The organism is Teichococcus aestuarii, from assembly GCF_042651065.1.
GTDB lineage: Bacteria > Pseudomonadota > Alphaproteobacteria > Acetobacterales > Acetobacteraceae > Pseudoroseomonas > Pseudoroseomonas aestuarii.
Genome location: NZ_JBHSCH010000017.1, coordinates 32073 through 57544 on the forward strand (window position 1 = coordinate 32073; position 25472 = coordinate 57544).

Genomic DNA, 25472 nt, shown 5'->3' on the forward strand with positions numbered 1-25472 from the left:
CCCGCAACAGGCGGGGCCACGAAATGCTCGCTAAAAAGTGATGATTGGATTATCAGCTTCTTCATGGCGATCCAAGCGCGCAATCCTGAGCCGTCGCGGATGTGGCTGCTGGCGGACGTGGCCTGCCGCCTCGGGCCCCATGCCCTGGCGCAGTACGGGTTGCACCGGCTGCGGCAGGCCGCCGGGCTGCCGCAGCAGGCGCTGCGCGACGCGCCGCCGCCGCCGGTGGGCCTGCTGGGCTTCGCCGCGCTGCCGCCGCCGCCCATTCTGGCGCCGGAGGCGCAGGCCCGGCTGCGGGCCGCGCTGGAGTCGCTGCCCGGCGCCGTCTGCCATGGCCCTTTCGCCGCCGACAGGCCGGCCCTGGCGCTGGACCTGTTCAACCCGGGCGATGTGCGCCCGGTCTGGGAGGCGAACCGCCTGGCCTGCCTGCCGCTGCTGGTGCAGGCGGCGCGGCTGTGGCCGGAGGAAGGCCACCGCGCCCGGCTGGAGGCGCGCCTTGCCGCCTGGACCGACGCCAACCCGCCCTTCCGCGGGCCGAACTGGGCCTGCGGGCAGGAGGCGGCGCTGCGCGTGCTGCATCTGGCCCTGGCGCTGATGCTGGCCGGGCTGCGCCGCCCCGGCCCGGCGGCGCGCGACCTGCTGGCGCTGCATGCCCGCCGCATCCTGGCCACCCGCGCCTATGCCCGGGCGCAGGACAACAACCACAGCATCAGCGAGCCCGCCGGGCTGCTCGCCTGCGGCTGGCTGCTGGGAGACGCGGCCATGGCCCGCCGTGCCGGCCAGGAGCTGGTCGCCGCCCTGGCGCGGCTGGTGGCGCCGGATGGCGGCTTCGCCCAGCTCTCCACCGGCTATCACCGGCTGCTGCTCGACGTGCTCTCGGTGGTGGAGGCGCTGCGCCGCCACCAGGGCGCGCCGCCGCTGCCCGAGCCCTTCACCGCCCGCGCGGCGGCGGCGGCGCGCTGGCTGGCGCGGCTGGTCTCGGCCCAGGGCGCGCTGCCGGCCCTGGGCCACCAGGACGGCTCGGCCCTGGCCGATCTCTCGGCCGGCGGCGTGGCCGACGCGCGCGGCAGCGTGGAGCGGGCGATGCGCCTGTTCGCCGGCGAATCGGCCGGCTTCGCGGAGGAGCCGGGCTGCCGCTGGCTGGGCCTGCCGGAAGGGCTGCCGGCGGCGCTGCGCCCGGCCGAATGGGTGGCCACCGGCAGCCGTGGCTGGGCGGTGGCGGGGGCGCGCGCCCTGCTGCGCACCGGCCCGCTGCGCTTCCGCCCCGGCCAGGCCGACATGCTGCATTTCGAGCTGTGGGACGGCGACCGCCCGGTGCTGACCGATGCCGGCACCGGCGCCTACAACCCCCCCGCCGGCCAGGAATGGTGGCTGGACTATTTCCCCGCCGCCGCCGCGCACAACACCATCACCTTCGACGGGCGGGAGCCGATGCCGCGCCTGTCGCGCTTCCTGCTCGCCCGCTGGCCCCGCCTGCGCCCGCTGCCCGACGGCGCGGCGCTGCGCGACGGCCGGGGCAACCGGCATCACCGCCAGGTCCGGGCCGAGGGGCGCAGCTGGACGGTGCTGGACACGGTGAGCGGACCCTTCCATGCGCTGACGCTGCGCTGGCGGCTGGGGCCCGGCGCATGGCGGCTCCGCCCCGGCGGGGTGGAAGGCCCGGACCGGCTGCGGGTGACTACCGACGCGCCGCTGCACATCACCCTCGAAGAGGGCTGGGAGAGCCCCGCCTATGGCGTGGTGCGCCCCTGCCCGGTGCTGGCCGTGCGGGCCCTGGCGCCCATCACCTGCCTGGCCACGCAGATCGAGCTGGGCTGAGGCCGTGGCCCGCCCGCCACCGACGCGATGCCGCTCGACCAGCTTCTGAGAGGGGTATGGCGCCTCTGGCGCTGGCTGCTGCTGGCGGTGCTGCTGGGCTGGGGCCTGGGCGCCGCGCTAATCCTCGGCTGGCCGCGCGCCTATGTGGCGGCGGCGGTGGTGGCGCCGGCCGAGACCTCCGGCATCGCCGTCTCCACCCTGATCTCGGCCAACAGCCTGGCGCCGGGCAATCTGCTGGACACGCGGCCGGGCGGCAATTTCGCCATCTACCTCGCGGCGCTGCGCAGCCCCGAGGCCACCGCCATGCTGCTGCGCGAGACGCCGCTGGCGGAGGCGCTGGCCGAGTCGCGCGCCGATGGCCCGCTCGCCCCGCTGCGCGCCGCGCTGGGGCTGGACCGCCCGCCGGACGCCGATGACGCGCAGCGCTGGCTGGAACGGAGCCTGTCCGTCACCCAGTCGCTCGCCTCCGTCACCTGGACGCTGGAGCTGGCGCATGCGCGGCGCGAACTGGCGCTGGAGCTGCTGGCGCGGCTGCACGACTTCGCCGAGCGGCGGGTGCGCGAGGAGCTGATGGCGCTGGTGCGCCGCCGCGTCGCCACGCTGGAGGCCCGGCTGGCGCAGGAGCGCGACATCTACCTGCGCACCCCCCTGTTCGAGCTGCTGGCGCAGCACCAGCGCGCCCTGCTGGTGATCGGCGCCGACAGCGCGGTGGCGGCGCGTCTGGTCTCCGGCCCGGCGGTGGAGCTGCGGCCCTCGCTGCCCAACCGGCCGCTGCTGCTGGCCATGCTGGCGGTGGCGGTGCCGCTCGCCTGCGCCTTCCTCGGCGCCTGCCTGGTGTTGCTGCGCGGCCCGCCCCGGGAGGGGCGGCGGAGGCGGTGAGCGCGCCGCGCATCGACAGCGCGGCGCTGGGCAGCTTGGCGGGCGCCGCCGCCGCCATCCTGCATCTGGCGGGCGCGCTGAAATCCACCCCGCTCGGCGCCGCCCTGCCGGTGGACCTGACGCTGCTGGCCGGCGCGCTGCTGCTGCCGCTGCTGGCGGTGCTGGGGCTGACGCGGCGCTGGTGGCTGCATCCGGGGCTCGGGCCGCCGCTGGCGGGGGCGGCGCTGCTGTGGCTGTGGCTGGTGCTGGCGGGAAGCTGGAGCGGCAGCCGCGCCATCCTGGCCGCCAAGCTGCCGGAGGTGGTGCTGCTGGCGCCGGTGATGCTGCTGGCCGGGCTGGCGGTGGGCGCCGATGCCGGGGCGCGGCGGCTGGCGGTGGCCGTCACCCTGGCCAGCGGGCCGCTGGTGGCGGTGTCGGTGGCGGTGGGGCTGGCCACCGGGCAGGTGGTGCTGGGCGGCATGGCCGGCACCGCCGGCCCCGACATGCTGCGCGTGCAGTACCAGCTCGCCGGGCTGGCCATCGCCTGCGCCGCCGGGCTTTCCGCCGTGCGGCTGGTCGAGTCGCACGGCTGGGCGGGGCGGCTGCTCTGGGGCGGGCTGACGGCGCTGCTGGCGGCCGCCTCACTGCTGCCGGGCGGGCGCACGGCGCTGGCGGCGCTGCTGCTGGCGCTGCTGCTGGGCCCGGCGCTGCGCTGCTGGTCGGCCGGGGCGCCGCGCCGCGCCCTGGGCTGCCTGGCGCTGGCCGCCCTCGGCGCCGCCGCCGCCCTGGCCACGCTGCTGCTGGACGAGGACGCCGCGTCCGGCCTGCGCACGCTGGAGCGGCTGACCCAGGGCGACCTGGAAGGCTCCGCCCGCCCCGCCCTGTGGCGCGCCGCGCTGGCCTGGGGGGCCGAGACGCTGCCCTGGGGCCTGGGCACGGGCGGCTTCACCCCCGCCGCCGGGCATGGCGAGCGGCGCGGCCTCTACCCGCACAACCACCTGCTGGAAGCCTGGGCGGAGGGCGGCGTGCCCGGCCTGCTGCTGTGGCTGCTGGCCTTCGGCGGCGGCGGTCTGCTGCTGCTGCTGCGCTGCCGCCAGGTGGCGCCGGCGCGCGTGGCGCGCATCGCCGCGCTGGTGCTGCCGGTGGCGCTGGCGGCGATGGTCTCGACCGACCTCGGCAACCGGATGGTCTGGTTCGCCCTGGGTCTGGCGCTTTCGATCGGAGTGGGAGCCCGCCGTGTATGAACGTTTCGGCAAGCGACTCGGGGATGTGCTGCTCTCGGCGGCGCTGCTGCTGCTGCTCTCGCCGCTGCTGCTGGGGGTGGCGCTGGCGGTGCGGCTGTCGCTCGGCCGCCCGGTGCTGTTCCGCCAGGAGCGGGCGGGGCGCGATGGCCGGCCCTTCACCCTGCTGAAGTTCCGCAGCATGCGCGACGGCCCGGGCGAGGATGCGGAGCGCCTCACCCCCTTCGGCCGCCGCCTGCGCGCCAGCGCGCTGGACGAGCTGCCGCAGCTCGTCAACGTGCTGCGCGGCGAGATGAGCCTGGTGGGGCCGCGCCCGCTGCCCATGGCCTACCTGCCCCGCTACACGCCGCGCCAGCGCCTGCGGCTGCGCGTCCGCCCGGGGCTGGCGGGGGCGGCGCAGGCGGCCGGGCGCAACGCCCTGCCCTGGCCCGAGCGGCTGGAGCTGGATGCCCGCTACGCCGGGCGCGTGACGGCGCTGGCCGACCTGCGCGCCGCCCTTGGCACGCTGCGCATCCTGCTCTCCGGCCGCGGCGTGAGCGCGCCCGGCCACGCCACCATGCCGCGGCTGGACAGCCCGGCCACCCACAGGGCCGCTGGCAGATCCACGGAATTTTAGAACCTGAGGTTGAATTTAGGGCTTGAAGCCACAGCCGGAGTTTGATTGGCTACGCTCATGTTCACAAAAAAGTGATCGGAGCGATGGTGGCATTCCAGAGCAGATCGATCGGCGACGCCTCTGCCCGTCGGGCGGGGGTGCTGCTGTTCTCCGGGCGGGGCCAGGACATGCCGCCGCCACGCCAGCGGCTGCATCTCTCGCCCCCCAGCCTGGCCGGAGGCGAGCTGGCCACCCTCAGCCAGACCCTCTCCTCCGGCTGGCTCGCCCCCGCCGGCCCGATGCCCGCCGCCTTCGAGCGCGCCGTGGCCGAGACCACCGGCTTCGCGCATGCGGCGGCGGTGGCCTCGGGCACGGCGGCGCTGCACCTGGCCTACCGGGTGCTCGGGGTGGAGCGCGGCGACGAGGTCTGGACGCAGAGCCTCACCTTCGTCGCCACCATCGCCCCCGCCGTGCAGATGGGCGCCCGCCCCCGCTTCCTCGACGTCTCGGCCGAGAGCTGGACGCTCGACCCCGACGTGCTGGAGAGCCAGCTGCGCGCCGCCGCCCGGCGCGGGCGCCTGCCGCGCGCCGTGGTGCCGGTCGATCTCTACGGCCAGTCCTGCGACCTCGACGCCATCCTGGCGCTGTGCGGCCGCTGGGGCGTGCCCGTGCTGTGCGACAGCGCCGAGGCGCTGGGTGCCCTCTACCGCGGCCGCCCGGTGGGCAAGGGCGCGGCGCTGGCCGCCTTCTCCTTCAACGGCAACAAGATCATCACCGCCGGCGGCGGCGGCGCCCTGGTGTCGGACGACGCGGCGCTGATCGAGCGCGCCCGCCACCTGGCCAACCAGGCCAAGGAGGTGGCGCCGCACTACCAGCACGAGACCACCGGCTATTCCTACGGCCTCTCCTCGGTGCTGGCGGCGGTGGGGCTGGCGCAGATCACCGCGCTGCAGGCGCGCGTGGCGGCGCGGCGGCAGGTCTTCGCCCGCTACGCCGCCGGCCTCTCCGGCCTGCCCGGGCTGAGCCTGATGCCGGAGCCGGAATGGGGCCACGCCACGCGCTGGCTGAGCGTCGTCCAGCTCGACCCGCGCCGCTTCGGCGCCACGCCGGAAATGGCCCGCCGCGCCCTCGACTCCGCCAACATCGAGAGCCGGCCGGTGTGGAAGCCGCTGCACATGCAGCCCGCCTTCCGCGGCATACGCTGCCATGGCGCCGGCCTGTCCAACCAGCTCTTCGAGCGCGGCCTCTGCCTGCCCAGCGGCGCGATGAGCGCCGAGGAGCAGGACCGCGTCATCGCCGTGCTGCGCTCCTGCTGCCGGGGCTGAGCATGCGCATCCTCTACCTGCACCAGCATTATTCCGGCCCGGCCGGCGCCACCGCCACCCGCAGCCACGCGCTGGCCCATGCCCTGGCGGCGCGCGGCCACCACGTCACCCTCGCCTGCGGCCGCTACGAGGGGGCGGTGACCGGCCTGGCCGGCGCCTTCCGTGGCGGGCGGCGGGAAGGGCTGGTGCGCGGCCTGCGCATCGTCGAGTTCGACATCGGCTGCGGCAACGCGCAGGGCCTCGGCGGGCGCGGCCTCTCCTTCGGCCGCTACGCCGCCCGCGCCGCGCGCCTCGCCCTCGGCGGCCGGTGGGACCTGGTGGTGGCCAGCTCCACCCCGCTCACCGTGGTGCTGCCGGCGCTGCTGGCGCGGCGGCTGCGCGGCACCCCCTTCCTCTACGAGATGCGCGACCCGTGGCCGGAGCTGCCGCGCGCCCTGGGGGGCGTGCCCGGCTGGGCGCTCTCCGGCATGGAGAGGCTGGCCGACGCCGCCTGCCGCCAGGCCGCCGCCGTGGTGGCGCTGAGCGAGGGCATGGCCGAGACGGCGCTGGGCCGCGGTGCCGCGGCCCAGCGCGTGCACGTGGTGCCGAATGGCTGCGACCTCGACCTGTTCGGCCCGCAGGTCGCCCCCTGGCGCCCGGCGGAGGTGGCGCCGTGGGAGGTGCTGGCCGTCTATGCCGGCGCGCATGGCCGCGCCAACGGGCTGGATTCGCTGCTCGAGGCGGCCGCCCTGCTGCGCGCCGGGGGCGAGCGGCGCATCCGCATCCTGCTGGTGGGCGAGGGCGGCGAGAAGCCGCGCCTGCGCGCGCAGGCGGCGGAGCGCGGGCTGCACAACGTCACCTTCCTGCCCGCCATGCCGAAGCGGAAGCTGGCCTCGCTGCTGGCCGGCGCGCAGCTCGGCGTGCAGTGCCTGGCGCCAGTGCCGGAATTCGCCGAGTGGACGGCGCCCAACAAGCTGATGGACTACCTGGCCGCCGGCCTGCCGGTAGTGGCCAATCTCTCCGGCCGCGCAGCCCGGCTGCTGGCCGAGGGCCCCTGCGGCATCGCCACTCCCCCCGGCGATGCCGCAGCGATGGCCCAGGCGCTGCGCTGGATGGCGGACAACCCCGCCCTGCGCCAGGCGATGGGCCGCAGCGCGCGGGATCAGGCGGTGCGCCGCTGGGACCGCCGCCTGCTGGCCAGCCAGTTCGCCGGCATCGTCGAGGAGGCCGCGGCGCCGGCGGCCACGCTGGAGGCGCTGGCCGCCGCATGAGCAATTCCCTCTCCGAGCTGCATTTGGTGGCCGCCGCGCGGCCCAACCTGCCGAAGCTGGCGGCGCTGTGGCACGCCCTGGCGGCGCGCCCCGGCCTGTGCCGGCCGCTGCTGCTGCACACCGGCCAGCACCACGACCCGGCGATGTTCGGCACCCACCTGGCCGATCTCGGCCTGCCGCAGCCCGACCATGCGCTGGGCATCGCCGGCGGTGGCGGGCACGCCGCCGTCACCGGCCGCACCATGATGGCCTGCGCCGGCTTCTGGTCGGCCTGGCGCCCGGCGATGGTGGTGGTCGCCGGCGATGTCGACGGCTCGCTGGCCGCCGCGCTGGCGGCGCGCAAGCTCGGCATCCCGGTGGCGCATCTGGAGGCCGGGCTGCGCTGCGGCGACCGCGACATGCCCGAGGAGATCAACCGCCGCGCCATCGATGCCGTCAGCGACCTGCTCTGGGCGCCGGACGAGGCGACGGCCGCGCGGCTGCTGGCGGATGGCCACGCCCCCGGCGCGGTGCGCGCCGTCGGCAACGCCATGATCGACACGCTGCTGGCCCGCCTGCCCGCCGCCCGCGCGCGGCCGCTGCCGGAGGGGCTGGTGCCGGAGGAGTATGGCGTCGTCACCCTGCACCGCGCCGCCAATGTGGACCATCCGGCGGTCCTGGCGCGGCTGCTCTCGGCGCTGGGCGTGGCCGCCGCGGCGCTGCCCCTGGTGTGGCCGATGCACCCGCGCACGGCGAAGCGGATGCAGGAGGCGGGGCTCGCCCTGCCGCGCGGCGTGCGGGTGTTGCCGCCGCTGGGCTATCTCGACTTCCTCGGCCTGCTGGCGCGGGCGCGGCTGGTGGCCACCGACAGCGGCGGCGTGCAGGAGGAGGCCACGGCCCTCGACCTGCCCTGCCTGACGCTGCGCCCCTCCACCGAGCGGCCGGTGACGCTGGAGGCCGGCTCCAACCGCCTGGTGCCGCCCGACCGGCTGGCCGAATCGGTGGCCGCCGTGCTCGCCGGGCACTGGCCGGCGGCGCGGCCGATCCCGCTCTGGGATGGCCGGGCGGGGGCGCGCATGGTGGCGCACTTGGCCGAGACGCTGGCGCCGCATCTGCGCGAGGTGGCCTGATGCCGGCCGCCGGGCGGCCCGCCCCTTTGGTGTGCATGCTCTCCGCCGCCCATCCGCCGGCCGATCTGCGCGTCGTGGGCAAGGAGGGTGCCGCCCTGGCGGAGGCCGGCTGGCGCGTGATGCATCTCTGCCCCGGCGCGACGGCGCCTATGGCTTCCGGCGCGGCGGCGCCTATGGCTGCCGGCGCGGCCGCCGCCGAGGCGCAGGCGGCGCCGGAGCGGCATGCGGGGGTGGCGATCCGCCGCTACCGGCGGGGCTCGGGCTGGCGCGGCCGGCTGCTGGGCATTCCCGCCCTGGCGCGGCAGGCGCGCGCCACCGGCGCCGCGGTGCTGCACGCCAGCGAGCCGGATGCCTGGCTGGCCGCGCTGCTGGCGGCGCGCAAGAGCGGCGCGCGCGTGGTGCTGGACGTGCACGAGCACTATCCCTCCCGGCTGGATGGGCGGCTGCCGGCGCCGCTGCGCCCGCTCGGCCGGGCGGCGCTGCGCCTGGCCTGCCGCGCCATGGCCCGCCGCGCCGATGCGGTGGTGGTGGCCAAGGACGGGCTGGACGCCGATTTCGCCACCGCGCCCGAGACCATCCCCGTGCGCAACTACGCCGCCGCCGCGTCCATCGCGCCACGCCGGCACGCGGACGGGCCGCTGACGCTGGTGCATCTCGGCGCGCTGGGACGGGCGCGCGGCGCGATGACCATGCTGGACGCGCTGGCGCTCTGCCCGGCCGGCACGCGGCTGCGGCTGATCGGCCGCTTCACCGATGGCTCGGAGGCCGATTTCCGCGCCCGCGCCGCGGCGCTGGGGCTCACGGAGCGGCTGGAATGGCGCGGCTGGATGCCGCATGATGCCGCCCTGGCCGAGGCCGCCACCGCCGATATCGGGCTGGTGCTGTTCCAGCCGGGGGTGGAGAACCACCGCCTGGCCCTGCCGCACAAGCTGTTCGACTGCATGCTGGCCGGTCTGCCGGTGATCGCCCCCGCCTTCGCCACCGAGGTGGCCGCCATCATCCAGGATGCCGGCAACGGCCTGCTGGTGGACAGCGCCGACCCTGAAGGCATCGCCGCCGCCGTGGCCGCGCTGGAGAGCCCCGCGCGCCGGGCCGGGATGGCCGCGCGGGGCCGCGCCGCCGCCCTCGGCCGCTATGGCTGGGCGGGCGAGGCGGAGCGGCTCGTCGGGCTCTACCGGCGGCTGGCGCCGCTGCCGTGAACGGATTGCACGCCCTGCCGCGCGCCCGCGTGCAGGGCGGCGCTTCACCCACCCCTGGCCGGGGCCTATACGCGGCCCTCATGGCCCTCACCCGCATTCTGCTGAATCTTGGCCTGGACGCGCTGCTCGCCGCCCTCGCCCTGCCGCTCGCCGTCTGGATGGCCTCGCCCGGCGGCTGGCCGCCCCCGCCGCTCTGGTGGCTGGGCGCCATTCCGGGCGCGGTGGCGGCGCTGCTGCTGGCCGGCCTGCCGGTGCGGCTGCCGCAGCAATACTGGCGCTTCGCCGCGCTGAAGGATCTCGTCGCCGTGGTCGGCGCCGGGGTGGGCGGCGCGGTGCTGTTCACCCTCGGCCTCGCCCTGCTCGGCGCCTGGCGGCCGGACAACGCGGCCTTCGCGCTGATCCATGCCGGCACCCAGGCGGCTGCCCTGCTGGCGCCGCGCGTGGTGGGGCGGCTGCGGCAGGAGCGGCGCACCAACGGCTCGCTGGGGCTGGCGGCGGCGCAGCCCGCCCAGCCGGTGCTGCTGGTCGGCACGGGCGATGCCGCCGACCTCTTCATCCGCGCCCTGCTGCAGCAGCGCAGCCCGGGCTACCGCGTCGTCGGCATCCTGGCGCGGCGGCCGCGCGCGGCGGGGCGGCGCATCCATGGCTACCCGATCCTCGGCGGCTTCGAGGAGGCGGCGGAGGTGCTGGACCGGCTGCGCGCCGAGGGCCGCCCCCCCGCCACCCTGGTGCTGGCCGACCCCGACCTGCAGGGCCCGGAGCTGGAGTCCCTGCTGGACGTGGCGGACCGCCATGGCGTGCTGGTCAAGCGCGCCCCGCGGCTGACGGCGCTGGACCCGGCGCGGCGCGAGACCCCCGCCGCCAGCCGCCGCTTCGACCTGCGCCCGGTGGCGATCGAGGAGCTGCTGGACCGCCCGCAGGTGCCGCTGGACCGCGAGGGCATGGCGCGGCTGGTGCAGGGGCGGCGCGTGCTCGTCACCGGCGCGGGCGGCACCATCGGCGGCGAGTTGGCACGGCAGGTGGCGGCGCTGGGCCCGGCGCAGCTCACCCTGCTCGACCATGGCGAGTTTGCCCTCTACTCGATCGACCTGGAGCTGGCCGAGAGCCACCCCGGCGTGCCGCGCCGCGCCATGCTGGCCGATGTGCGGGACGCCGCGCGCGTCGCCGCGCTGATGGCCGAGGTGCGGCCCGAGCTGGTGTTCCACGCCGCCGCGCTGAAGCACGTGCCGATGGTGGAGAACGACCCGCTGGAGGGGCTGCTCACCAACGCGCTCGGCACCCGCATCATCGCCGACGCCGCGCGCGCCGTGGGCTGCCGCGCCATGGTGTTCATCTCCACCGACAAGGCGGTGAACCCGACCAGCGTGATGGGCGCCTCCAAGCGCCTGGCCGAGATGTACTGCCAGGCGCTGGACAAGCAGGCGCGGAGCGGCGCGGGCGGCCAGGGGCAGGCCATGCGCTGCGTCACGGTGCGCTTCGGCAACGTGCTGGGCTCCACCGGCAGCGTGGTGCCGCTGTTCCGCCGCCAGCTCGAGCGCGGCGGGCCGCTCACCGTCACCCACCCCGACATGCGCCGCTACTTCATGACGGTGCGCGAGGCGGTGGGGCTGGTGCTGCAGGCCAGCGTCGTCGGCGCCGGGGAACGGCAGGACCAGCCGCCCGAACTGGCCGATGGCGGCATCTTCGTGCTCGACATGGGCAAGCCGGTGAAGATCGTCGACATGGCGCGGCGCATGATCCGCCTCGCCGGCCTGCGGCCGGACGAGGACATCGAGATCCGCTTCACCGGCCTGCGCCCGGGCGAGAAGCTCTACGAGGAGCTGTTCCACGGCCAGGAGCCGCCGCGGCCGACGCGGTTCGCCGGCCTGCTCGTGGCCACGCCCCGCACCACCGATGCCGGCGCCGTGGGCGCGGCGATCGACACCATCGCCACCGCCGCGCGCCAGGGGGCGGCCAAGCCCGCCCTCGCCCGGCTGGCCGAGATGGTCCCCGAATTCGACCACAACCCGGGGGCGCCCCCCGTGACCAGGACCTGACATGACGGCCCTCTCCCCTTTCGGCGCCGCTGCCGCGCTGGTGGATTCGCCGGAACGCTCCGTTCCGGGCTGGGAGAGGGAAATATCCGGCCTCGTCGCCGAGGCGCTGGTGGCGCGGATCGCCGCGCGCACGGCGCGGGTGGGGGTGGTGGGGTTGGGCTATGCCGGCCTGCCGCTGGCGCTGCGCTTCGCCGAGTGCGGCTTCCCCGTCTCGGGCTTCGACATCGACGCGGGGAAGGTGGCGGCCATCGCCGCCGGGCGCAGCCCGGTGCACGGCATCGAGGATGCGCGGGTGGCGGCGGCGGGCATCGCCGCCAGCACCGGCCTGGAGGGGGCGCGGGCGTGCGACGCCCTGGTCCTCTGCGTGCCGACGCCGATCGGCCGCCACAAGGAGCCGGATCTCGGCCCGGTGGCGGCGGCGCTGGCGGCGCTGCGGCCGCATCTGCGCCCCGGCCAGGTGCTGGCGCTGGAGAGCACCACCTATCCCGGCACCACCGAGGATTACGTGCTGCCCGCGCTGCGCGCCGCCGGGCTGACGCCGGGCATCGACGCCTTCGCCCTCTACAGCCCGGAGCGCGAGGACCCTGGCAACCCGGAGGGCACGGTGGGCCGGGTGCCGAAGCTGCTGGCCGGCGCCACCCCCGCCTGCCTCGCCGTGGGGCGGGCGCTCTACGGGCCGGTGGCGGCGGGGCGGCTGGTGCCGCTCTCCTCGCTGCGCGCGGCGGAGCTGGCCAAGCTCTACGAGAACGTCTTCCGCGCCGTGAACATCGGCCTCGTCAACGAGCTGAAGCGGATCAGCCACGCCCTCGGCCTCGACGTGCACGAGGTGATCGACGCCGCGGCCACCAAGCCCTTCGGCTTCATGCCCTTCCGCCCCGGCCCCGGCCTCGGCGGCCACTGCATCCCGGTCGATCCCTACTACCTGGCCTGGAAGGCGCGCGAGCTGGGCGTGCCGAGCGACTTCGTCGAGCTGGCCGGCCGGGTGAACGACGCCATGCCGGGCTATGTCGTCTCCCGCCTGCGGGATGCGCTGGATGCGCGCGGCCGCGCCCTGCGCGGCGCGCGGCTGCTGCTGGTGGGGCTGGCCTACAAGCCCGGCGTGCCGGACACGCGGGAGAGCCCCGCGGCCGAGATCCTGCGGCTGCTGGACGGGCGCGGCGCCAGCCTCGCCTATCACGACCCGCTGGTGCCCCGCTTCACGCTGGAGCGCGGCGCGCGCGGCGGGCCGCTGCGGCTGGAGAGCCAGGCGCTGGCGCCGGATTTCGTCGCGGCGCAGGACGCGGTGCTGATCGTCACGCCGCAGCCGGGCATCGACTTCGCGGCGCTGCGCGCGGCGGCGCGGCTGGTGGTGGACACGCGCGGCGTCTACCGCGACGCCGCCGTGCAGCCGGACGGCGCCCTGCCGCCCGGCACGTTGCCCTTTGAAACGCGCGGTGATTTCCCTCCGCAGGCGGAACCGGCCTATCACCGCGTCATTCAGGCCTGAGGCGCCCCCGCCAGGGGGTGGCCCATGGCCCGCGGATGACGGAGCACGCCCACCGATGAACGCCGACACCTCCCCGCGCCCGATCGGGCTGTTCGACATGAAGGCGCAGCAATCGCTGATCCGTGCCGAGATCGACCGCCGCGTGGCCGCCATCCTCGACAGCGGCGCCTTCATCAACGGCCCGGACGTGCGCGAGCTGGAGGCGAAGCTGGCCGAGTTCGCCGGCTGCGCCCATGCCGTCGGCGTCTCCTCCGGCACGGATGCGCTGCAGATCGCCATGATGGCCGAGGGCATCGGCCGTGGCGACGCGGTGTTCCTGCCCGCCTTCACCTACACCGCCACCGCCGAGGTTCCGCTGGTGCTGGGCGCCACGCCGGTCTTCGTCGATGTGGCGGAGGACGGCTTCAACATCGACCTCGCCGACCTGAAGCACCGCATCGCGCTGGTGAAGGCGGAAGGGAGGCTGCGCCCGCGCGCCGTGGTGGGCGTCGACCTGTTCGGCCGCCCCGCCGACTGGCCGGCGATCCAGGAGATCTGCCGCGCCGAGGGCATGTTCGCGCTCGATGACGCCGCGCAGGCCTTCGGCGCCGCGCTGCACGGCAAGCGCCTGGGCCAGTGGGCCGATGCGGCGGCGCTCAGCTTCTACCCGACTAAGACGCTGGGCTGCTACGGCGATGGCGGCGCCATCCTGACCAACGATGCCGGCCGCGCCGAGCTCTACCGCTCGCTCCGCACCCATGGCGAGGGCCGCACCCGCTACGAGGTGGAGCGCACCGGCATGAACGGCCGGCTGGACACCATCCAGGCCGCCATCCTGCTCTGCAAGCTGCCGCTGCTGGAGCAGGAGCTGAAGGACCGCGCCCGTGTCGCCCGCTATTACAGCCAGCACCTCGCCGGGCATGTGGTGGTGCCGGGCGAGATGCCGGGGGCGGAGAGCGCCTGGGGCCTCTATTCCATCCTGCTGCCGGATGCCGAGGCGCGGAGCCGCGCGCAGGCGGCGATGCAGGCGAGGGGCGTGCCCAGCGCCATCTACTATCCGAAGCCGCTGCATCGCCAGCCGGCCTATGCCGCCGCCCATGCCGAAGGGCTGCGCCAGGCGCCGCCCCTGCCGGTGAGCGAGGCGCTCTGCCAGCGCATCCTCTCCCTGCCGATGCATCCCTATCTGGATGAGGGGCAGCTCGAGCGTGTCGTGGCGGCGGTGATCGAAGGGGTGAAGTAGTAGAAACCTTCTTTTTCTGAAGAATAAAGAAGCAAAAAGACTTTGTCTGTTCTGGCGCCTCGCCGGCCTCATGCGAGGCGCCAGGTTACAGCGTCACGCTCCAGGTGAAGTCCCGGCTCCCGCCGGGCGGGATGTGCAGCAGGCCCGGCTTTTCTGCGAAGTCGCCATCCCAGCCCACCGGGCTGGACATGCCGTGCCAGGGCTCGATGCACAGGAAGTCCGCCCCCTCGGGCTTCGACCAGATGCCGAGATCCGGGTAGCCCTCCCACCGCACGGTCAGCGCCGTGCCGTCCGGCGCCTCGTAGCGCAGGGCGCGGCTGGCCACGTCGGGCAGGATCAGCGCGTCGCGCGCGAAGAGGGCGGGCGAGAGCGGCAAATCCCGGCCCTGCACCGGGGAAGGCTCCGCCGGCCCCAGCAGGCCGCCTTCCAGCCGGTGGGCGGGGCCGTGCTCGGGCTGCTCGAACACCAGGCGGTGCGCCTCCTTCGGCGCGCCCGGCACCAGGGGCCAGCGGAAGGCGGGGTGCGCGCCGATGGCGCAGGGCAGCACCGCCTCGCCGGGGTTGGCGATGCGGGCCGTCACCGTCAGCGTGCCGCCGGCCAGCGCATAGGCCAGTTCCAGCGTGAAGCCGAAGGGGAAGAGGGCGCGGCTCTCCGCGTCATCGGTCAGGCGCAGGCGGCAGGAGGCGGGCTCCCGCTCCACCCATTCGAAGCGGCGGTCGCGGGCGAAGCCGTGCTGCGTCAGGCGGTGCTCCGCCCCGGCATGGCGCAGCGTGTCCCCGGCCAGCTTGCCGACGATGGGGAACAGCACCGGCGCGTGGCGGCGCCATTCCGGCCCGGCCTGCCAGAGATATTCCCCGCCCGCGGCGTCGCACAGGCTCACCAGCTCGGCGCCGCGCGCCTGGATGGTGGCCGAGAGGCCATCGGCCCCGATGCGGTGGCGGTCGGTCATGCGGCGCGTCCCGGGTCCTTGTCCCTCTGGGCCTTCTCCTCGGCCCGCCGTTCCTCATAGGTCTTGGCGTGCAGGTAGGCGATGGCGTGCAGCTCCTCCTCCACGCCGACGCGCCGTGCCGCCGCCAGCAGGTAGCCCAGGATGTGGTCGGCCTCGATGCGGCCGCCCTGCTCCAGGTCGCGCAGCATGCTGGCGGTGTAGCTGCCGGCGGGGTCGGCCAGCATGGCGCGGTATTCCGCCTCGAAGCCGGGCGGCATGGCCACGCCATGCGCGGCGGCGATGGCGATGTTGCGCTCCAGCAGCCGGTGCATGAAGGCCACCCCGCCCGGCGCGCGGGCGATCTGCCCGGTGGAGCCGCGCAGCAGCACGGTGCCGGCCGCCACCGTGCCGAGATGCACCAGCTTGGCCCACATGGCGGCGCGGATGTCGGGCACCGCCTGGGCCTCGATGCCGCCGCGCCGGGCCAGCGCCGCCAGCGCCTCGACGCGCGGCGTCATCCGCCCGTCCATCTCGCCGAAGGTGAGGTAGCGCCAGTCGGAGAGGTTCCGCACCTCGCCGCTCGGCGCCAGGGTGGCGCGGATCTTGGCGAGGCCGCCCAGCACCGCCGCCTCGCCGAAGGCCTCGCGCAGCGTGTCGATGTGCGAAAGCCCGTTCAGCACCGGCAGGATCGCCGTCTCCGGCCCCACCACCGGGCGGATGGAGTCGATCGCCGCCTCCAGGTCGTAGGCCTTGCAGCTCAGCAGCACCACGTCCCAGCCCGGCCGCACCTCGCCGGCCAGCAGCGCCGTGACGGGGCGGCACCAGGCGCCCAGCGCCGGGCAGCGGACCGAGAGCCCTTCGCGCCGCAGCTGCGCCTGGCGCTTGGGGCGCACCAGGAAGGCCAGCTCGGCGCCGGCCTCCAGCAGGCGGGCGCCGAAATAGCCGCCCAGGGCCCCGGCCCCGAGCACCAGGATTCGCATCCGCCACATTCCTCCGGCCTGTCTCGCGAAAGGGGTTCCACACTCCCCGCCCGCTGGCAATCCGGGCGGCGCGACGGCTGGGTGAAAGTTGACTTCGGCGCGGATTGCGGCGGGGCGCATTCTTCATACTATCCGCGCCAGACCGGCATGCAGGGCGTGCGCGGCATGTGGCCAGGGATGCGCCCGGTTGTGGAACCCCGAGACCGGGCCATTTTCAAAGCGATCCTGGGCTCATGATGCCGCCCGCCCGGGGACGGCCACGCCAGGCGCGGTCCGGCCCCTCAGCCCCGATGGAATTTCTCATGGAGCCTGATCCGGCCTCCCGAACCTCCAGCCCGCCCGTCTCCAACAGTGGCGGCAAGCAGTATGGCGACATCTTCTTCGCGGCCGTCGAGACCACGCGCATGCCGATGATCGTCACCGACGCGCGGGCCAAGGACCACCCGATCATCTTCGCCAACAACGCCTTCCTGAAGATGACGGGCTACAGCCTGGACGAGATCCTCGGCACCAATTGCCGCTTCCTGCAGGGGCCCGACACCGACCGGGAGACCGTGGCCAGCGTCCGCGCCGCCATCAGCGAGCGGCGCGAGATCGCCACCGAGATCCTCAACTACCGCAAGAACGGCTCCACCTTCTGGAACGCGCTGTTCGTCTCCCCCGTCTACAACGCCCAGGGGGAGCTGATGTACTTCTTCGGCTCGCAGCTCGATGTGAGCCGCCGGCGGGATGCCGAGGACGCGCTGCGGCAGAGCCAGAAGATGGAGGCGCTGGGCCAGCTCACCGGCGGCATCGCGCACGACTTCAACAACCTGCTGCAGGTCATGGTGGGCTATCTGGAGCTGACCGAGCACGCGCTGGGGCGCCCGGAGCTGGACCGCAACCGCATGCAGCGCGGGCTGCAGAACGTGCGCGGCGCCGTGAACCGCGCCACCACCCTGACGCAGCAATTGCTGGCCTTCGCCCGCAAGCAGCGGCTCGACGGCCGCACCCTGAACCTCAACACGCTGGTCGAGGGCATGCGCGACATGGCCCGCCGCACCCTGGGCGACGCCATCGCGCTGCGGCTGGACCTGGCGGAGGGGCTGGGCAATTGCCGGCTGGACCCGACCCAGGCGGAGGTGGCGCTGCTCAACATCCTGATCAACGCGCGCGACGCCATGGCCGAGCAGCCGCAGGGCCTGCTCACCATCCGCACCCGCAACGTCACGCTCGACGCGGAGGCGACTGGCGCCATCGGCAATCTGGCGCCGGGGCGCTACGTGCAGCTCTCCATCGCCGACACCGGCACCGGCATGCCGCCCGACATCCTGGCCCGGGTGATGGACCCCTTCTTCACCACCAAGGAGGAGGGCAAGGGGACCGGGCTCGGCCTGTCGATGGTCTATGGCTTCGCCAAGCAGTCGGGCGGCGCGCTGCAGATCGAATCGGAGATGGGCGCCGGCACCACGGTCAATCTCTACTTCCCCGACCAGGGAGATGAGGAGCGGCCGGCGGCCCGGCGCAGCCTGCGCGTGATGGACCGCGCCGGCACCGAGCATGTGCTGGTGGTGGACGACCGCGAGGAGGTGGCGGAGCTGGCACGCGCCATCCTGGAGGATTTCGGCTACACGGTGCTGGTGGCCGCCAATGGCCGCGCGGCGCTGGACATCCTCGATCAGGCGGAGCGGGTGGACCTGCTGTTCTCCGACCTGATCATGCCCGGCGGCATGAACGGCGTGATGCTGGCCCGCGAGGCGCGCCGCCGCCAGCCGAAGCTGAAGGTGCTGCTGACCACCGGCTATGCCGAGGCCTCGCTGGAGCGCAGCGATGCCGGCGGCTCGGAGTTCGACGTGATCAGCAAGCCCTATGGCCGGCTGGAACTGGCTCGCAAGGTGCGCCTGATCCTGGACGGGCCGACCGGCATCGGCTGATGCCGGGCGGGGGCGCCTTCTCCCCCGCCCGGCGGCGCCTTCAGCCCACCCGGTTGCCGATGAGGTCCTGCACCACCGTCGGGTCGGCGAGGGTGGAGGTGTCGCCCAGGCTGTCCGTCTCGTTGGCGGCGATCTTGCGCAGGATGCGGCGCATGATCTTGCCCGAGCGCGTCTTCGGCAGGCCCGGCGCCCACTGGATGGCGTCCGGCGCCGCGATGGGCCCGATCTCCTTGCGCACCCAGGCCACCAGCTCCTTCTTCAGCGCGTCGGAGGGCTCCTCGCCCGTCTTCAGCGTGACGTAGCAGTAGATGCCCTGGCCCTTCAGCTCGTGCGGCATGCCGACCACCGCGGCCTCCGCCACCTTGGGGTGCGCCACCAGCGCGCTCTCGATCTCGGCCGTGCCCATGCGGTGGCCGGAGACGTTCAGCACGTCGTCCACCCGGCCGGTGATCCAGTAGTAGCCATCGGCGTCGCGCCGCGCGCCGTCGCCCGAGAAGTACTTGCCGGGAAAGGTGGAGAAGTAGGTCTGGATGAAGCGCTCATGGTCCTTGTAGACGGTGCGCATCTGCCCGGGCCAGGAATCGAGGATGACGAGGTTGCCCTCGGTCGCCCCCTCCAGCAGGTTGCCCTCGCCATCCACCAGCGCCGGCTGCACGCCGGGCAGCGGCAGGGTGGCGGAGCCGGGCTTCTGGTCCACCGCGCCGGGGAGCGGCGAGATCAGGATGCCGCCCGTCTCGGTCTGCCACCAGGTGTCGACGATCGGGCAGCGCTCGTCGCCCACCACGCGGTAGTACCACATCCAGGCTTCCGGATTGATCGGCTCGCCCACGCTGCCCAGCACGCGCAGCGACTGGCGGGACCATTTCCGCACCGGCGCCTCGCCCTCCCGCATCAGGCTGCGGATGGCGGTGGGGGCGGTGTAGAAGATGTTGACCTGGTGCTTGTCCACCACCTGCCAGCAGCGGTCGATGCCCGGCCAGTTCGGCACGCCCTCGAACATCAGCGTGGTGGCGCCGTTCGCCAGCGGGCCATAGACGATGTAGGTGTGGCCGGTGACCCAGCCGACATCGGCGGTGCACCAGTAGACCTCGCCGGGGCGGTAGTCGAACACCAGCTCATGCGTGTAGCTGGCCCAGACCATGTAGCCGCCGGTGGTGTGCAGCACGCCCTTGGGCTTGCCGGTGGAGCCCGAGGTGTAGAGGATGAACAGCGGGTCCTCCGCGTTCATCGGCTCCGGCGGGCAGTCGGCGGAAGCGGCTGCGCAGGCCTCGTGGCACCAGATGTCGCGCCCCTCCTGCATCGGCACGGCGTTGCCGGTGTTGCGCACCACCAGCACGTTCTTCACCGTCGGGCAGGATTTCAGCGCCTCGTCCGCATTGGTCTTGAGCGGCACGGTGCGGCCGCCGCGGCGGCCCTGGTCGGCGGTGATCAGCAGCGTGCTGTCGCAATCCTGGATGCGGCTCGACAGGCTGTCCGGGCTGAAGCCGCCGAAGACGATGGAGTGCACCGCGCCGACGCGGGCGCAGGCCAGCATCGCCACCGCCGCCTCGACGATCATCGGCAGGTAGAGGGTGACGCGGTCGCCCTTCTTCACGCCCAGCGCCTTGATGGCGTTGGCCATGCGGCAGACGCGCTCATGCAGCTCGCGGTAGGTGACCTTGGCGTCGCTGTTCGGGTCGTCGCCCTCCCAGATGATGGCCACCTGGTCGCCGCGCGTCTCCAGGTGCCGGTCGAGGCAGGAGACGGAGGCGTTCAGCACGCCATCCTCGAACCACCTGATCGAGACATCGCCCTCGAAGGAGGTGTTCTTGATCTTCGTCGGCGGGGTCATCCAGGCGATCCGCTTCGCCTCCTCCCGCCAGAAGCCCTCGGGGTCGCGGATGGCCTCCGCCGTCATGGTGCGGTGGCGGGCGGCGTCCACCCGCGCGCCCTGGGCCAGCTCGGGCTTCACGGCAATCAGCGCATCATCCGGCATCGTGTTCCTCCCGCTGTGGTGCGCCCCTCCTGCGGGGCTTCGTCCACTGTTTCAACGCCCATTGGGCCAAGGGGCCATGACCTGCGTCAAGTGAAGCCCACGCAGGGAAGCGGCGGGTGGCCTTCAGGCCCCCGCATCGGCCGGCACCCAGACGACGCCCGCGGCGTCGATCCGCGCCGGCACCGCCTCCAGCGAATCGCCGGCGCAGGGGCCAGAGAGGCAGAAGCCGTCCTCCACCTGGAAACGCGCGCCATGCACGGCGCAGACGATATGCTCCCCCGCCCCGTCCAGGAAGCGGTCCGGCATCATCTCCAGGGCGACCCCGACATGCGGGCAGGAATTGACATAGACATGCACCGCCCCGCCGCGCCGCACGGCGAACAGGCCGATGAAGCTGCCCTCCGGGCCGGGGAAGCCCCGCGCCTGCCCGTCGGCGATCTCGTCGAGGCGGCAGAGGCGGCGTTCATCAGTCATCGGGCATCGGTCATCGGGGGTGAGGTCTCCGGCACGGTGTGGGGGCAGGGCCAGGGATCGCGCGGCGCGGCGGGCAAGGCAAGCGCCCCCTGCCCTTCATGGTCTGGTAATCTTTGGCCCCGACGATAAGGCCACGGAAAGGAAAGGCCGCCAATGCGACAGCACGGAGCCTGGATGGCGATCGGGGTTTGGCTGCTGCTGGCCGGCACCGCCGCGGCGCAGACGCGGCCGGACGTGGACCCCTGGGGCCGCTACAACGGCCGGACGGAGCAGCAGGGCGGCACGCTGCGTCACTACGATCCCTGGGGCCGCTACGAGGGGCGCTCGGAACGCTCCGCCGGCGGCGGCGTGATGCGCCACTACGATGCCGAGGGCCGCTACCTGGGGCGGGACGACATCGAGCGGGATTTCCGCAACCGCCAGCCCGCGCCGCCGCCGGTCTACCGCCCCCTGCCGCAGCCCTACCCGCCGCAGCCGCCCTACGGGAGTGGCTACGGCCAATCCAACGGCTACGGCCAGCCCAATGTGCATGTCTATATCGACCCGGCGCCGCCGCTCTGGACGCCCGCCGAGCCGGAGCGCCCGCAACCCCCGCCGCCGCGCGGCCGCACACCCTGGTTCAACGACCCGCAGCGCGCGCGGCCCTGAGGGAACAACCCAGAGGAAGCGGTCCAGGGAAAGCCGGGAGGGCCTCAGCCCTCCCAGCCCCCCATGCGGCACAGCAGCGCCCAGTGTTCCGGCGAGATCGGCATCACCGAGAGGCGGGACTGGCGGATCAGCCCGATCTCGGCCAGCGCCGGCTCGGCCTTGATCGCCGACAGCGGCACGGGGCGGGGCATCGGCCCCACCGCGCGCATGTCGGTGCAGACCCAGCGCGGGGCACGGCCCTCCGGCACGGCCTCGGTGGGGTCGGGATAGGCTTCCCGCGCCACCTCGACCACGCCGACGATCTCCTTCCCCACATTGGAGTGGTAGAAGAAGGCCCGGTCGCCCCGGCGCATGGCGCGCAGGAAGCTGGCGGCCTGGGCGTTGCGCACGCCGGTCCAGGGTTCCGTGCCGTTCGCCACCTGCTGCTGCCAGGAGAAGGCGTCCGGCTCGCTCTTGACCAGCCAGAAGCGCCTTTCAGCCAAGGCGCTGGCCGCCGGCATAGACCTGCCGGAAGGGGCGGATGGTGGTGCGGGCGAACAGCCCGGCCTGGGCATAGGGGTCGGCCGCCGCGAAGGCCTCGGCCGCCGCCTGGTCCTCCGCCTCGACGATCAGCACGCTGCCGCAGGGCTTGCCCTCGGCGTCCAGCACCGGGCCGGCCTGCACCAGCTTCTCCACCTGGCTGTCCAGGTACTCCAGGTGGGTGGGGCGGGTGGCCAGGCGCAGCTCCAGGGCGCCGGGCTTGTCCTCGGCGACGATGGCGAACAGCATGGTGGAACGTCCTCTCGAAAGGGGCGCGGCGCCAGCCGCCGCTGTTGCATGACGTAACCGCGTGCGGCGATGGCTTCAATCCGGCGCCGCCAGCGCCTAGTTTGCGCCGCGTGAGCACCCCCGCGCCCCATCCGGCCCCCCGGCCCCTCTCCGCCACGCCCCAGCCCGGCACCCCGCAGCCGGGCGGCGGGCTGCACCGCTTCGCCAATCCCGGCCGCTTCCTGCGGCTGACGGACCGCGCGCTGCCCTGGCTGTGGGGCGCCGCCGTGCTGGTGCTGGGGATCGGCGCCGCCTGGGCGCTGCTCTTCTCGCCGCCCGACTGGCAGCAGGGCGAGACGGTGCGGATCATGTACGTCCATGTCCCGATGGCCTGGCTGGCGATGGGCGGCTATCTCGGCCTCGCCATCGCCTCGCTGATGTCGCTGATCTGGCGCCACCCGCTGGCCGACCTCGCGGCGCGGGAGCTCTCGCCCGTGGGGGCCATGGTCACGGCGCTCTGCCTCGCCACCGGCAGCCTGTGGGGCCGGCCGATGTGGGGCACCTGGTGGGCCTGGGACGCGCGGATGACCTCCGTGCTGGTGCTGTTCTTCCTCTGGATGGGCCACGCCGCCCTGGTCCGCGCCTTCGACGAGGAGGAGCGCGGCGCGCGGGCCGGCGCCATCCTCGCCCTGGTGGGGGCGGTCAACCTGCCGGTCATCAAGTGGAGCGTGGACTGGTTCAACACGCTGCACCAGTCGGCCTCCGTCACGCGGGCGGCGGCGCCGGGGCTGCATGTCGATATCCTCTACCCGCTGCTCACCTGCGCGGCGGGGTTCGGGCTGGCCTTCGCGGCGCTGGTGCTGGCGCGCACGCGGGCGGCGGTGATGGAGCGGCGGGTGCGGCAGTTGCAACTGGCCCAGGCACGGCGACATGACACGCAGCGGCCCGCGGCCGGCCCGGCGGCGGACCTCCAGGCTTGATGCAAGTCATGGAAAAACCTGACAGAAGGGCGGCATGACGCAGCATTGGTGGCATGTGGCCATCTCCTGGGGGCTGGCGGCGCTGGGCTTCGGGGGCATGGCGGTCCTGGCCGCGTGGCGGCACGCGGCGGCGAAGCGGCATCTGGCCCGGCTGGATCCGCGCGAGAGGAGGCGGGCATGAAATCGTCGCGCAAGCGGCGCCGGATGTGGATCGTGGTGCTGGCGGGGCTCGGCCTCGGCTCGGCCACGGCGCTCACCCTCACCGCCTTCCAGGACAACCTCGTCTTCTTCCTGGCGCCGAGCGACATCGCCAGCAAGAACCCGGGGCCGGAGCGCGCCTTCCGCCTGGGCGGGCTGGTCGAGGCCGGCAGCCTGCAACGCGCCCAGGCCGCCGATGGCCGCACCGAGGCGCGCTTCCGCGTCACCGACGGGCCGGCGACCATCCCCGTCTCCTATGTCGGCGTGCTGCCGGACCTGTTCCGCGAGGGGCAGGGCGTCGTCACCCTCGGCAAGCTGGGGGCGGACGGGCTGTTCCGCGCCAGCGAGGTGCTGGCCCGCCACGACGAGACCTACATGCCCCCCGAGGTGGCCGACGCGCTGAAGCGCAGCGGCCACTGGGACCCGGCCCAGGGCGCCGCCCCCCCGGCGGCCTCCTGGAACACCCTCTCGCCGGCTGCGGCGCAGGAGCGCAACGGCGGATGATCGCGGAACTCGGGCACTTCGCCCTGGCGCTGGCGCTGGCGCTCGCCCTGGCGCAGAGCTTCGTGCCGCTGCTCGGCGCCGCCCGCAACGATGCCCGGCTGATGGCGGCGGCCGGGCCGCTGGCGGGGGGGCACCTGCTGGCCTGCGCCGCCGCCTTCGGCGCGCTGCTCTGGGCCTTCGCGGTGAACGACACCAGCGTCATCAACGTGGTGCAGAACAGCCACTCGGCCAAGCCGATGCTCTACAAGCTCTCCGGCGCCTGGGGGAACCACGAGGGCTCGATGCTGCTCTGGGTGCTGATCCTGGCGCTGTGCGGCGGCGCGGTGGCCGGCTTCGGGCGGGACCTGCCCTCGGCGCTGCGCGCCCGCGTGCTCGGCGTGCTGGGGCTGGTCGCGGTGGGTTTCCTGGCTTTTGTGCTGATTACCTCCAACCCCTTCGGCCGCGTCTGGCCGCCGCCGCCGGATGGCCAGGGGCTGAACCCGGTGTTGCAGGACCCCGGCCTCGCCTTCCATCCGCCGCTGCTCTACCTCGGCTATGTCGGCTACGCCGTCACCTTCGCCTTCGCCGTCGCCGCCCTGCTGGAGGGGCGGGTGGATGCCGCCTGGGGCCGCTGGGTGCGCCCCTGGGCGCTGGCGGCCTGGTCCTTCCTGACGCTCGGCATCGCCCTCGGCTCCTGGTGGGCCTATTACGAGCTGGGCTGGGGCGGCTGGTGGTTCTGGGACCCGGTGGAGAACGCTTCCCTCCTGCCCTGGCTGGCGGGAACGGCGCTGCTGCACTCGGCCATCGTGGTCGAGAAGCGCGAGGCGCTGAAGGTCTGGTCGGTGCTGCTGGCGCTGCTGGCCTTCGGCTTCTCGCTGCTCGGCACCTTCCTGGTGCGCTCGGGCGTGCTGAACTCCGTCCACGCCTTCGCCAACGACCCGGAGCGCGGCGTCTTCATCCTCGGCCTGCTGGTGTTCTACGTGGCGGGCGGCTTCGCGCTGTTCGCCTGGCGGGCGCCCAGCATGGCCCCGGCCGGGCTGTTCCAGCCGCTCTCGCGCGAGGGCGGGCTGGTGCTGAACAACCTGCTGCTCTGCTCCATGGCCGCCGTGGTGCTCACCGGCACCCTCTGGCCGATGTTCGCCGACCTGCTGCTGGGGCAGAAGATCTCGGTGGGCCCGCCCTTCTTCAACACCGCCATCCTGCCGCTGGCCGTGCCGCTGGTGCTGGCCATGGCCGCCGGGCCGCTCATGCCCTGGAAGCGGGCGCAGCTCTGGCCGGTGCTGCAACGCCTGTGGTGGGCGGCGCTGCTGGCGGCGCTGGCCGTGGCGCTGTGCTTCGCCTATGCGGGCGTGCGCATCGGCCCGGCGCTGGGCTTCGCCGCCGCCGCCTGGCTGGTGGCCGGCGCCCTGGCCGACATCTTCGACCGCATCGCCCTGTTCCGCCGCCCCGCCGCAGCCTGGAGCCGGGCGCGTGGCCTGCCGCGCGCCGCCTGGGGCGCCGCCATCGCCCATGCCGGGCTCGGCATCTCCATCCTCGGCATGGCCGGCATGGGGCTGGCGACCGACCGCCTCGCCGCGCTGCGCCCCGGCGCCAGCCTCGCCCATGCCGGCTATGAGTGGCGGCTGGACCGGGTGGAGGACGTGATCGGCCCCAACTGGACCGCCCGCCGCGCCACCGTCACCGTCACGCGCGGCGGCGCCCCCGTCACGGTGCTGACGCCGGAGCGGCGCTTCTTCCCCGTCGGCCGGATGAACACCACCGAGGCCGCCATCCACACCACCTGGCTCTCCGACCTCTATGCGGTGATGGGCGAGGAGGAGGGCGGCACCGCCGTGCTGCGCATCCACCACAACCCGCTCGCGCCCTGGATCTGGCTGGGCGCCGTGATCATGGCGCTGGGCGGCGGCATCTCCCTCAGCGACCGGCGCATCCGGGTGGCGGCCCCGGCGCCCCGCGCCGGCGCGGCGGCGCGGGCCTGACCCGCCGACACCCCATGACCGGAGCCTGCCC

General features: G+C 74.4%; 23 protein-coding genes. 17 read left to right on the forward strand and 6 right to left on the reverse strand.

Annotated elements, in window-relative coordinates:
- Nucleotides 1–63 precede the first annotated feature (63 nt).
- The 11 genes from ACFOY6_RS09285 to ACFOY6_RS09335 all read left to right on the forward strand — a co-directional run bounded on the left by ACFOY6_RS09285 (nt 64) and on the right by ACFOY6_RS09335 (nt 14136).
- Nucleotides 64–1818: a heparinase II/III-family protein gene (locus tag ACFOY6_RS09285; RefSeq protein WP_379650300.1), complete on the forward strand. Its 1755-nt coding sequence runs from the start codon at nt 64–66 to the stop codon at nt 1816–1818.
- A gap of 27 nt (nt 1819–1845) precedes the next feature.
- The gene (locus tag ACFOY6_RS09290) at nt 1846–2697 is read left to right on the forward strand and encodes a hypothetical protein (protein ID WP_109515726.1); all 852 of its coding nucleotides are present in this window, start codon (nt 1846–1848) and stop codon (nt 2695–2697) included.
- Nucleotides 2694–3920, forward strand: a complete 1227-nt coding sequence (locus ACFOY6_RS09295; protein ID WP_379650303.1) for an O-antigen ligase family protein — start codon at nt 2694–2696, stop codon at nt 3918–3920. Before ACFOY6_RS09290 ends, ACFOY6_RS09295 begins: the two co-directional genes overlap by 4 nt.
- The gene (locus tag ACFOY6_RS09300) at nt 3913–4533 is read left to right on the forward strand and encodes a sugar transferase (RefSeq protein ID WP_109515724.1); all 621 of its coding nucleotides are present in this window, start codon (nt 3913–3915) and stop codon (nt 4531–4533) included. Before ACFOY6_RS09295 ends, ACFOY6_RS09300 begins: the two co-directional genes overlap by 8 nt.
- Before the next feature lie 83 nt (nt 4534–4616).
- Complete coding sequence (locus ACFOY6_RS09305) at nt 4617–5837, forward strand: DegT/DnrJ/EryC1/StrS family aminotransferase (protein ID WP_379650306.1); 1221 nt, start codon at nt 4617–4619, stop codon at nt 5835–5837.
- Nucleotides 5838–5839: 2 nt separating this feature from the next.
- On the forward strand, nt 5840–7087 hold the full coding sequence (locus tag ACFOY6_RS09310) for a glycosyltransferase family 4 protein (protein ID WP_379650308.1): 1248 nt from the start codon (nt 5840–5842) through the stop codon (nt 7085–7087).
- Nucleotides 7084–8196 carry a non-hydrolyzing UDP-N-acetylglucosamine 2-epimerase gene (gene wecB / locus ACFOY6_RS09315; protein WP_379650310.1) on the forward strand — a complete coding sequence of 371 codons (1113 nt, stop codon included), beginning with the start codon at nt 7084–7086 and terminating at the stop codon, nt 8194–8196. The genes ACFOY6_RS09310 and wecB overlap by 4 nt, the downstream gene beginning before the upstream one ends.
- A complete protein-coding gene (locus ACFOY6_RS09320) occupies nt 8196–9395 on the forward strand; it encodes a glycosyltransferase (protein WP_379650312.1) in 1200 nt (399 codons plus the stop codon). The genes wecB and ACFOY6_RS09320 overlap by 1 nt, the downstream gene beginning before the upstream one ends.
- Before the next feature lie 80 nt (nt 9396–9475).
- Entirely contained in the window at nt 9476–11431 is a 1956-nt protein-coding gene (locus ACFOY6_RS09325) for a polysaccharide biosynthesis protein (protein ID WP_379650314.1), read from the forward strand.
- A gap of 1 nt (nt 11432) precedes the next feature.
- A complete protein-coding gene (locus ACFOY6_RS09330; protein WP_379650316.1) occupies nt 11433–12917 on the forward strand; it encodes a nucleotide sugar dehydrogenase in 1485 nt (494 codons plus the stop codon).
- A gap of 55 nt (nt 12918–12972) precedes the next feature.
- Nucleotides 12973–14136: a DegT/DnrJ/EryC1/StrS family aminotransferase gene (locus ACFOY6_RS09335; protein ID WP_379650318.1), complete on the forward strand. Its 1164-nt coding sequence runs from the start codon at nt 12973–12975 to the stop codon at nt 14134–14136.
- An 85-nt stretch (nt 14137–14221) separates the two neighbouring features.
- On the opposite strand, the gene ACFOY6_RS09340 is transcribed toward ACFOY6_RS09335, so the two are convergent.
- Together ACFOY6_RS09340 and ACFOY6_RS09345 are read right to left on the reverse strand one after the other, a co-directional pair.
- Nucleotides 14222–15085 carry an aldose 1-epimerase family protein gene (locus ACFOY6_RS09340; RefSeq protein ID WP_379631912.1) on the reverse strand — a complete coding sequence of 288 codons (864 nt, stop codon included), beginning with the start codon at nt 15083–15085 and terminating at the stop codon, nt 14222–14224.
- The gene (locus ACFOY6_RS09345) at nt 15082–16044 is read right to left on the reverse strand and encodes a ketopantoate reductase family protein (protein ID WP_379650320.1); all 963 of its coding nucleotides are present in this window, start codon (nt 16042–16044) and stop codon (nt 15082–15084) included. The genes ACFOY6_RS09340 and ACFOY6_RS09345 overlap by 4 nt, the downstream gene beginning before the upstream one ends.
- A gap of 302 nt (nt 16045–16346) precedes the next feature.
- Here ACFOY6_RS09345 and ACFOY6_RS09350 point away from each other — a divergent pair, with 302 nt between their 5' ends.
- On the forward strand, nt 16347–17957 hold the full coding sequence (locus tag ACFOY6_RS09350) for a hybrid sensor histidine kinase/response regulator (RefSeq protein ID WP_219929679.1): 1611 nt from the start codon (nt 16347–16349) through the stop codon (nt 17955–17957).
- 40 nt (nt 17958–17997) lie between these two features.
- Here the strand turns inward: ACFOY6_RS09350 and acs are convergent, their stop codons facing one another.
- Nucleotides 17998–19932, reverse strand: coding sequence for an acetate--CoA ligase (acs, locus tag ACFOY6_RS09355; protein WP_109515715.1), 1935 nt, complete (start codon nt 19930–19932; stop codon nt 17998–18000).
- Nucleotides 19933–20055: 123 nt separating this feature from the next.
- On the reverse strand, nt 20056–20406 hold the full coding sequence (locus tag ACFOY6_RS09360; RefSeq protein ID WP_109515714.1) for a Rieske (2Fe-2S) protein: 351 nt from the start codon (nt 20404–20406) through the stop codon (nt 20056–20058).
- A 174-nt stretch (nt 20407–20580) separates the two neighbouring features.
- On the opposite strand from ACFOY6_RS09360, the gene ACFOY6_RS09365 reads away from it, so the two are divergent.
- Nucleotides 20581–21054: a hypothetical protein gene (locus ACFOY6_RS09365; protein ID WP_379631919.1), complete on the forward strand. Its 474-nt coding sequence runs from the start codon at nt 20581–20583 to the stop codon at nt 21052–21054.
- Between the two features lie 44 nt (nt 21055–21098).
- Here ACFOY6_RS09365 and ACFOY6_RS09370 read toward each other — a convergent pair whose 3' ends face one another.
- Entirely contained in the window at nt 21099–21536 is a 438-nt protein-coding gene (locus ACFOY6_RS09370; protein WP_245906100.1) for an EVE domain-containing protein, read from the reverse strand.
- Nucleotides 21529–21822, reverse strand: coding sequence for a YciI family protein (locus ACFOY6_RS09375; protein WP_109515711.1), 294 nt, complete (start codon nt 21820–21822; stop codon nt 21529–21531). The genes ACFOY6_RS09370 and ACFOY6_RS09375 overlap by 8 nt, the downstream gene beginning before the upstream one ends.
- Nucleotides 21823–21932: 110 nt before the next feature.
- Between ACFOY6_RS09375 and ACFOY6_RS09380 the strand changes: the two genes are divergently transcribed.
- From ACFOY6_RS09380 to ACFOY6_RS09395, 4 genes are read left to right on the forward strand one after another with little or no spacing between them, the layout of a single operon-like run.
- Nucleotides 21933–22781 (forward strand): heme ABC transporter permease, encoded by an 849-nt coding sequence (locus tag ACFOY6_RS09380; RefSeq protein WP_109515947.1) that lies wholly within the window; start codon nt 21933–21935, stop codon nt 22779–22781.
- Nucleotides 22782–22815: 34 nt separating this feature from the next.
- Nucleotides 22816–22962, forward strand: coding sequence for a hypothetical protein (locus ACFOY6_RS09385; protein WP_181377996.1), 147 nt, complete (start codon nt 22816–22818; stop codon nt 22960–22962).
- A complete protein-coding gene (ccmE, locus tag ACFOY6_RS09390) occupies nt 22959–23483 on the forward strand; it encodes a cytochrome c maturation protein CcmE (RefSeq protein ID WP_109515710.1) in 525 nt (174 codons plus the stop codon). Before ACFOY6_RS09385 ends, ccmE begins: the two co-directional genes overlap by 4 nt.
- Complete coding sequence (locus ACFOY6_RS09395; RefSeq protein WP_379650327.1) at nt 23480–25441, forward strand: heme lyase CcmF/NrfE family subunit; 1962 nt, start codon at nt 23480–23482, stop codon at nt 25439–25441. Before ccmE ends, ACFOY6_RS09395 begins: the two co-directional genes overlap by 4 nt.
- Nucleotides 25442–25472 lie beyond the last annotated feature (31 nt).

Coding starts and splice junctions, on each gene's coding strand:
- ACFOY6_RS09285 (WP_379650300.1), top strand. CDS start 64: ATGGCGATCCAAGCGCGCAATCCTGAGCCGTCGCGGATGTGGCTGCTG.
- ACFOY6_RS09290 (WP_109515726.1), top strand. CDS start 1,846: ATGCCGCTCGACCAGCTTCTGAGAGGGGTATGGCGCCTCTGGCGCTGG.
- ACFOY6_RS09305 (WP_379650306.1), top strand. CDS start 4,617: ATGGTGGCATTCCAGAGCAGATCGATCGGCGACGCCTCTGCCCGTCGG.
- ACFOY6_RS09310 (WP_379650308.1), top strand. CDS start 5,840: ATGCGCATCCTCTACCTGCACCAGCATTATTCCGGCCCGGCCGGCGCC.
- wecB (WP_379650310.1), top strand. CDS start 7,084: ATGAGCAATTCCCTCTCCGAGCTGCATTTGGTGGCCGCCGCGCGGCCC.
- ACFOY6_RS09320 (WP_379650312.1), top strand. CDS start 8,196: ATGCCGGCCGCCGGGCGGCCCGCCCCTTTGGTGTGCATGCTCTCCGCC.
- ACFOY6_RS09325 (WP_379650314.1), top strand. CDS start 9,476: ATGGCCCTCACCCGCATTCTGCTGAATCTTGGCCTGGACGCGCTGCTC.
- ACFOY6_RS09330 (WP_379650316.1), top strand. CDS start 11,433: ATGACGGCCCTCTCCCCTTTCGGCGCCGCTGCCGCGCTGGTGGATTCG.
- ACFOY6_RS09335 (WP_379650318.1), top strand. CDS start 12,973: ATGAACGCCGACACCTCCCCGCGCCCGATCGGGCTGTTCGACATGAAG.
- ACFOY6_RS09340 (WP_379631912.1), bottom strand. CDS start 15,085: ATGACCGACCGCCACCGCATCGGGGCCGATGGCCTCTCGGCCACCATC.
- ACFOY6_RS09345 (WP_379650320.1), bottom strand. CDS start 16,044: ATGCGAATCCTGGTGCTCGGGGCCGGGGCCCTGGGCGGCTATTTCGGC.
- ACFOY6_RS09350 (WP_219929679.1), top strand. CDS start 16,347: ATGGAGCCTGATCCGGCCTCCCGAACCTCCAGCCCGCCCGTCTCCAAC.
- acs (WP_109515715.1), bottom strand. CDS start 19,932: ATGCCGGATGATGCGCTGATTGCCGTGAAGCCCGAGCTGGCCCAGGGC.
- ACFOY6_RS09360 (WP_109515714.1), bottom strand. CDS start 20,406: ATGACTGATGAACGCCGCCTCTGCCGCCTCGACGAGATCGCCGACGGG.
- ACFOY6_RS09365 (WP_379631919.1), top strand. CDS start 20,581: ATGGCGATCGGGGTTTGGCTGCTGCTGGCCGGCACCGCCGCGGCGCAG.
- ACFOY6_RS09375 (WP_109515711.1), bottom strand. CDS start 21,822: ATGCTGTTCGCCATCGTCGCCGAGGACAAGCCCGGCGCCCTGGAGCTG.
- ACFOY6_RS09385 (WP_181377996.1), top strand. CDS start 22,816: ATGACGCAGCATTGGTGGCATGTGGCCATCTCCTGGGGGCTGGCGGCG.
- ccmE (WP_109515710.1), top strand. CDS start 22,959: ATGAAATCGTCGCGCAAGCGGCGCCGGATGTGGATCGTGGTGCTGGCG.
- ACFOY6_RS09395 (WP_379650327.1), top strand. CDS start 23,480: ATGATCGCGGAACTCGGGCACTTCGCCCTGGCGCTGGCGCTGGCGCTC.